The organism is Geobacillus sp. BK01 (assembly GCF_052220245.1).
GTDB lineage: Bacteria > Bacillota > Bacilli > Bacillales > Anoxybacillaceae > Geobacillus.
Genome location: NZ_JBQPTH010000042.1, coordinates 1 through 4823 on the forward strand (window position 1 = coordinate 1; position 4823 = coordinate 4823).

At 37.9% G+C, this 4823-nt stretch carries 5 protein-coding genes and 1 pseudogene; 3 read left to right on the forward strand and 3 right to left on the reverse strand.

The features are described from left to right. Positions 1-76 precede the first annotated feature (76 nt). Positions 77-658, forward strand: coding sequence for an RHS repeat-associated core domain-containing protein (locus ACTVDO_RS17160; RefSeq protein ID WP_442901943.1), 582 nt, complete (start codon positions 77-79; stop codon positions 656-658). 962 nt (positions 659-1620) lie between these two features. Here ACTVDO_RS17160 and ACTVDO_RS17165 read toward each other — a convergent pair. After that, a pseudogene (locus ACTVDO_RS17165) lies at positions 1621-2448 on the reverse strand (IS3 family transposase); the annotation flags it as partial. 29 nt (positions 2449-2477) lie between these two features. Then, positions 2478-2786 carry a helix-turn-helix domain-containing protein gene (locus tag ACTVDO_RS17170; protein ID WP_021096125.1) on the reverse strand — a complete coding sequence of 103 codons (309 nt, stop codon included), beginning with the start codon at positions 2784-2786 and terminating at the stop codon, positions 2478-2480. A gap of 27 nt (positions 2787-2813) precedes the next feature. On the opposite strand from ACTVDO_RS17170, the gene ACTVDO_RS17175 reads away from it, so the two are divergent. Together ACTVDO_RS17175 and ACTVDO_RS17180 are read left to right on the forward strand one after the other, a co-directional pair. Further along, entirely contained in the window at positions 2814-3560 is a 747-nt protein-coding gene (locus ACTVDO_RS17175) for an RHS repeat-associated core domain-containing protein (protein WP_442901944.1), read from the forward strand. Positions 3561-3576: 16 nt separating this feature from the next. Further along, positions 3577-4026: a DUF5071 domain-containing protein gene (locus ACTVDO_RS17180; RefSeq protein WP_052023561.1), complete on the forward strand. Its 450-nt coding sequence runs from the start codon at positions 3577-3579 to the stop codon at positions 4024-4026. Between the two features lie 201 nt (positions 4027-4227). On the opposite strand, the gene ACTVDO_RS17185 is transcribed toward ACTVDO_RS17180, so the two are convergent. Further along, a complete protein-coding gene (locus ACTVDO_RS17185; protein WP_143271315.1) occupies positions 4228-4473 on the reverse strand; it encodes a hypothetical protein in 246 nt (81 codons plus the stop codon). Positions 4474-4823 lie beyond the last annotated feature (350 nt).

Genomic DNA, 4823 nt, shown 5'->3' on the forward strand with positions numbered 1-4823 from the left:
TCTTTGATCATGAAAAATTCCCCTCTCGTAATCATGAACCATAGCTCCTCTCATTGACACTATGGTTCTATTGTAAGTGGGGAATTTTATTCCGGCTATATTGGGGATTTTATCATCGGCTTTAACACCATACCGTTATGCGGGTTATTATTATGATGAAGAAACTGGATTATACTATCTCATGGCACGTTATTATGATGCTAATATTGGTCGGTTTATTACAAGGGATACGTTCCATGGGTTTGAGGATGATCCGCAGAGTTTGAATCAATATGCTTATGGAAAAAACAACCCAGTAACTTATATTGATCCAAGTGGACACATATCAATAAACAAGCGTGTTCAGTATGCACTCAAATACGCCATAAAATTTTGGTTAGCAAATTATATAGGATGGGATAATGCCAGTTGGATATTTACTAGCATTTGGGCAGGAATAGCAAAGGGACGTGAAGCTTATAAAATAAGTTATAGCAAATCTGCACAAGAAGCTGTAAAGCATTTAGGAAGATCAAGAACTATGTTACAAAATGCAAGAAAAATAGCATTAAAAGTTGCGATACGTGCTGGATTGAAAGCTGCAATACCAATAAGCGCTGTTGGAGACGGTTATTTGCTTATTAGAGGATTCATCAAAGGATGGAATAAATATAAATAGAATTGTTGGATTAGTACTCAATTATTAACCATAATAATTGGGTACTATCATTAAGAAAATAATAGTTAACGAGTTTTTACTTCTATTTTGAATATTCAGGTCTGATATGTTAGACTATAGATCAGCAGATTTTAAGCGATATAGTATAACAAAATGAAAAGATAATTATGTATATATAGGAGAATGAGCTATGGACCTTTCACAGCTTGCAGTTTCGCCATTGTATATTATAGTGTTAATTGGATGTATAGGATATTTGATTTTTTTGCGTGAAGATAAAGGCTTTGCCATTATCTTGGGAAAAGTTTATTCTATTTTGCACATATTTATTTATTTGGTAGCACTTTATTTGTATGTCACAAAATAATGTGTGGTTTTGTAATGTATAGTTATTTTGCGATTTTGTGTACAATTCATCTAAAGTCCTCCTTGGCATGATTTCAGGGTCAATTGGGTCATTGACACCCCTGCATCATACCAAGAGGGCTTTTTTTGTTCAAGTCCTCGGAAAAGCTTTTAACAGGAATGCTCCTTAATAAAAAAAGTACGTATATCATTTTTATATATAGGTTGTAATAAAGAAATTCCGACCTCCATGTCCGTCTTTACTTTATCACCTAACAAGCTGGCACGGTGGCAAGAAGAGCGAACAATGCCATGTAAAACAAAATTGCAACTTATATAGATACCCTTTTATCCCCTCTTTAAATTTATCTTGATTTAGCATAAACACTTAGGGAATGGGTGCCTGTGCACTGCGATCCGAAAAGTAGACAGTATAAATTCAGTTCACGTGAAGGAATCAGAGTGGTAAAGCTCTGGTTCCTTTCCTTTTCTCGTCTTTTTCCTAGTGTCTCAGAACCCCGTGAAACTGTCAAGGAGAGCACTTGACAGCCCCACGGAGTTCTGAGGAGAGGTCGGTAAGACGAGAAGGAGGAGATATAGCCCACTGGTGCTCGTTTTTAACTAGCCTTTGCATATTGAGTCGGTGTTTGATAACGAAGAACACCTTGTATCCGTTGGTGGTTGTAATAGTGAATGTAATCATGAATGAGTTGCGTTGCCTCTTTCACACTTTTCGTACGTTGCAAATCCTGCTCTATCTCGGTTTTGAGATAGGAGAAAAAGCTTTCTATGCATGCGTTATCAAGCGCATTCGCTTTTCTCGACATACTTGGTGTGATTGAAAATGTATCCATCAGCGTTTTCCATCTTGTTGATCGATATGGCATTCCTTGATCGGAATGAAGAATTAAAGAATCCTTGATGTGTCTGATTTCTAATGCATACAATAGGGAATCTTCCACAAGTTGAACATCGTGTGTTGATGAAATCTGATGCCCGATAATTTCATTGTTGTGTAAATCCATAACGGCAGAAACAAATAGCTTTTTATCTTCCACGGCAATTTCCGTGACATCTGTGACCCATTTTTCATTTAAACGTGTCGTGGAAAAGTTTCTTTTTAATAGGTTTTCATAAATATATCCAGCGGAAGTTGCTTTTTTCACTTTGACTGGCTGTTTTCGTTTCATGCGAGATTGACATTTTAATCCTAATTCTCTCATTAGTCGACGTACAACTTTTTCACTTACAGTTAGTTGATATTGATTGTTTAAAACTGCGTGAATTTTGCGATATCCATATCTCCCTTTATGTTCATGGAAAATCAAAGAGATATATTCTTTTAATGATTGGTCTTTCTTAGATTCTTTTTTCTTCTTACCCTTCGTTTTCAAGTATTTATAGTAACCAGATTTTGAAATCTGTAGTTTTTCACATATTTTAACGACTGGATATTTTGTTTTGAGCTCGTCTACTACTTTGAATTTCGCTGTTTTCCCTCCCTTTTCAGAATTTGCAGATACTTTTTTAAAATTTCATTCTCCATCTCTAGTTCTTGTATGATGAAATCCTTATCCATTTCAGGATGATTTCTAACTTTTCGTTTTAGTCCTACTTCCCCGTACATTTCATACTGATCTATCCATTTATAAATATAGTCAGGATCTGTAATCTCAAGATGATGTGCAATGACTTTTACACTCTCCCCCGCCAAGGCTCTTTGAACGGCTTCCAGCTTCAATTCTGAAGAATAGCTTTTATAAGTTCTTTGTTTTTTCGACATGTTCATCGGCTCCTTCCTGTCTTCTGTATGGACATCTTTTTCCCGATTTATACATGTCTACTTTTAAAGGCTCACTCCACTGTCACTTGTCGAAACATTCTGTCCAAAACCGGTGCGCTGGCAACAGCGAACCCATACCGTTATGCCGGGTATTATTACGATGGGGAAACCGGGCTATACTACCTAATGGCGCGGTATTATGATGCGAATATGGGACGGTTTATTACAAGAGATACGTTCCATGGGTTTGAAAATGAGCCGCTTAGTATAAATCAATATGTTTACACTAAAAATAATCCTGTTATATATGTGGATATAAATGGTCACTTCGCTTTTCTTTTAGTTCCATTAGCAGGTGTATCAATTTCATGGCTAACAGCAGCCGCTGTTGAGGCAACCGCAATAGTGATTGCATATGTTGCAGCAAATGAGATAGTCAGTGTTTTAGAACGTAAATTTAATAGGAAAAACCCAACAGTTATTTATCGTACTGGAAGTGGAAACGGCACTAATTTAACTCCAAGACCAAAAGATGTTAGTGGGCTATCCTATACTACAGTAAAGCCTTTATCTGGACCATATACAGCAACTACTATTGAGGCCATTAATGCAACAGGAAAACTAGTAGCAATAAAAGATGGTAAAACTCATGTGTCAGTGAGACCAGTAAATATGAAGAAAATGCAGGGATGGATAAACTCAAGGGAAAATGCTAATACTAGACCACATGAATATACAAAATTATTGCAGGCCCTTTCTGTGAAAGTTAAATAGTAGGAGATGAATTTTAATGGAACTTAGTGAAGTTAAAAGATTGATGAAAAACTTGAGTTGGAATATGCCCCAAGAAGTTCAACTATCTGCAATAAGGGAGTTAACAACAATTGATGATGAATACACTCCTTTGTTAATACAAGATACCGAGAAGCATTGTTGGGAGAATGCGGTTAAAGTTTTAAATAAAATTGGATACCCACGAAATAGGCTGGCGATACCCTGCTTAATAGAGTTAATGCAAGATATGAATTGGCCTGGTGTCCCTACAGCGATAGAGATATTGAAGAGTATAGATAAAAGTGTGATAGTTCCACATATAGAGGCTTCGCTAATAAAAGCAGCTGAGGATGACGATCGCATGTGGATAGGGGGAATTCAGAGACTTATAGATATATTACAAATTTCTGAATCAGACTTTCATGATAAGGAAGTATATAAGTTATTAAAATTATCGGATTGGTAAACCAAGAAATTAGGAGCGGGCACTTGTCTTTTATGAAATAATATTGTATAGAATCCCCCAACTGCGTAAAATGCAGCTGGGGGTGTTTTATAGGATGAGTATCTGTCACTTGGTTTATGTGACGAAGCGGGTGCCAATAAAAAATGGTAGTGCAATATATATGGGCCGCCTAGTGATGATGACGAAAGGCGGAGTCATTTACTATTTCGGTCTTCCATACTTTTTGCCAGCCTGCCTCTGTTTTTTCAATGCAATCGCTCCGAATTTGGAGCGGGAAGGCGGTTCGCCCGCTTGAAGTTGGAATGTCGCCACGATTTGGTTGCGCCCGTCTTGATCAAAATCATACAGCTCGATCGATTCGGGATCTGCAAGAACAGTGTTGGGTGGTATAAACTTTTTCGCTATTTCCATCCACTCATCGCGGGCCAAAGCATGAATGGACTGCAAGGAGAAGAGCCCTGCGAAAAGCAAAAAGCGAGCCGTTTTTTCATCTTGTTCCTCCGTTATCCGGTTTTTGAAGTTATGATTCCGGATTAGCGGCGGCATTTATACATGAAAACAGCGGCTCATCCCGGCAACATGCCGGACTTATGCAGCGCGGTGGAAAGCAGAAGAGCAGCGATCAAAGCGGGAATCGATATTGGCGAACAGTGCCTGGCACTGTTCGATAATCCATGCGAATGGCACCTATACCGCCTACGAGTATAATGATGCCAACCAGTTAAAATCGATTAAAAACTTTGGCGCGAACGGCAATGTCTTAAATTACTTCAACTACAGCTATGATGCCAATGGCA

Coding starts and splice junctions, on each gene's coding strand:
- ACTVDO_RS17180 (WP_052023561.1), top strand. CDS start 3,577: ATGGAACTTAGTGAAGTTAAAAGATTGATGAAAAACTTGAGTTGGAAT.
- ACTVDO_RS17175 (WP_442901944.1), top strand. CDS start 2,814: ATGGACATCTTTTTCCCGATTTATACATGTCTACTTTTAAAGGCTCAC.
- ACTVDO_RS17170 (WP_021096125.1), bottom strand. CDS start 2,786: ATGTCGAAAAAACAAAGAACTTATAAAAGCTATTCTTCAGAATTGAAG.